Raw genomic sequence first — 1,811 nt, forward strand, 5'->3', positions numbered from 1 at the left:
CTACGCAATGTAACTACCGCGTACTGATCTAGCGATACCGAGGGTGGGAACGGGGAAATTTAAAACGAAATTTTGATTTTACGGCGCGATTTGCAGGCTTGCGGCGAAATCCCGCGGCGATTTGGGCAGGCTTGACGCTCAAATTTTGCGTTAAATTCATGCGTGCTCGCTATTTTGCATTTTAGCTGCGAGCGTCAAATTTTACAAAAATCATAAAATTTAGCCAAATTTAAAGGATGAAATTTGAAATTTAAAACCCTTGCGCTAGCGGTCGTATTTTTCTTTGCGACCGGCATGAATGCGGAGCTTGCGACAGATGCGAATTCCATAAATTTTAGAAAAACGAGCGGCGTGGAACAAAATCTCGCGGACGCAAAAGACGCCAAATTTCAAAACGCGCGATTTAAGAGCGCAGATACAGCAGCGCGCGGCATAAACTCAAACTCATCGCAAAAAGCAACCCTTATCGACGAAGCGAAAAATTTCTACCGCGTGGACGAGCGGCTATTTCGCAGCGCCCAGCTTGACGGAAGCGACGCCGCAAAGCTGCACGAGCTTGGCATCAAAAGTATCGTAAATCTGCGTCATTTTAGCAGAGGCGGCGATAGAAGGGCGTTTGGGGATCAATTTTGGCTCACGAACAAGCCGCTTCAAAGCTGGGAAATAAAGCCCGCGCAGATAGCGGACGTTTTGCGCACCATTCGCGAGCGCCAAAAGGAGGGCGCCGTGCTCGTGCACTGCTATCACGGAGCCGATCGCACGGGGCTTGTGGTGGCGATGTACCGCGTGATCTATCAGGGCTGGAGCCTGGATGCCGCGCGCAGCGAGATGATAGACGGCGGATACGGCTTTCACTCCATGTGGCAGGATATCGCGGGCTTTTTGACGCCGCAAAACGAAGCGCTCGTAAGAGCCGAGCTTGGAATTTAGACGAAATTTCGCCCGCCCGATCAGACGGCGGCAAAATTTGTAAATTTAATAATGACAAAATGCCATTTATAACGAAATTTTAGAATATGGGCTACGTATATTTTCTGGGGCGAGGCTCGGGATACACCAAAATAGGGGCGAAAAACGAGCTGCAAAGACGCGCGGAGTTTGAGCAAAAATTTGAGGCGTGCAAACAAAAGGCGCGAGAAATTTTAAATTTATAGGTATCGCTCGTCAAAATTTCACTCTTTGCGGCGAGCTAAATTTAAAACCGTAAATTTCTACAAAAAAGCAAAGAGACCTTAAAATAATAAAATTTAAGTCGTAAAATTTTACGCATTTTTCTACTTAAAATTATCATACTTTTTTCAAATATGCGCTCGCGCCGCCGCGTGCGTATCGCAACGAAAATCGGCTAAATTTAAAGAGCCCGATTTGCGCTTGCGGCGACGAGGCGCGTAAAACGCCGCAGATATTAGAAAAATATCCCTAAATTTAGCCGAAATAAAGTAAAATTCGAGCTGTAAATTCAGCAAAAGGAGCGATCGTGGAAAATTTATTACTAGCGCAGCTGCGCGAAGCACTACCGCAGGGCATGCGCGTGCCGAGCGAGCTTGAGGCGCTTTATGCGTGGATCGAAGCAAACGGCTTTTATGACGACGCGGGCGGGCGCAGACGCGGCTATCTCTACCCGCAGGATCGGCTGCAGCAGGGCTGGAGCGACGATGAGCGCGAGGGCGGCACGGACATCGTATTTTTCACGGATGAGCCGAAAAATCGCGACGAGGAGCTAAGGTATTGGTTTTACGGCGAGGATCGCGAGCTTGCCTCAGAGGTCAAGCGAGAGGCCAAGGCCTTCCTGGAGTTCCTGTTCACCAAGG

General features: G+C 48.9%; 2 protein-coding genes and 1 pseudogene. All 3 read left to right on the plus strand.

Annotated elements, in window-relative coordinates:
- Positions 1-243: 243 nt before the first annotated feature.
- Positions 244-930, plus strand: a complete 687-nt coding sequence (locus tag Q0372_RS05420) for a tyrosine-protein phosphatase (protein ID WP_298103495.1) — start codon at positions 244-246, stop codon at positions 928-930.
- 86 nt (positions 931-1,016) lie between these two features.
- Positions 1,017-1,154: a hypothetical protein gene (locus tag Q0372_RS05425; protein WP_297961557.1), complete on the plus strand. Its 138-nt coding sequence runs from the start codon at positions 1,017-1,019 to the stop codon at positions 1,152-1,154.
- A gap of 323 nt (positions 1,155-1,477) precedes the next feature.
- A pseudogene (locus tag Q0372_RS05430) lies at positions 1,478-1,811 on the plus strand (SMI1/KNR4 family protein); the annotation flags it as partial.

This window comes from uncultured Campylobacter sp. (assembly GCF_937997405.1).
Taxonomy (GTDB): domain Bacteria; phylum Campylobacterota; class Campylobacteria; order Campylobacterales; family Campylobacteraceae; genus Campylobacter_B.

Bases quoted from the DNA above. Each gene is read 5' to 3' on its own strand.
- Q0372_RS05425 (WP_297961557.1), top strand. From the start codon at position 1,017: ATGGGCTACGTATATTTTCTGGGGCGAGGCTCGGGATACACCAAAATA.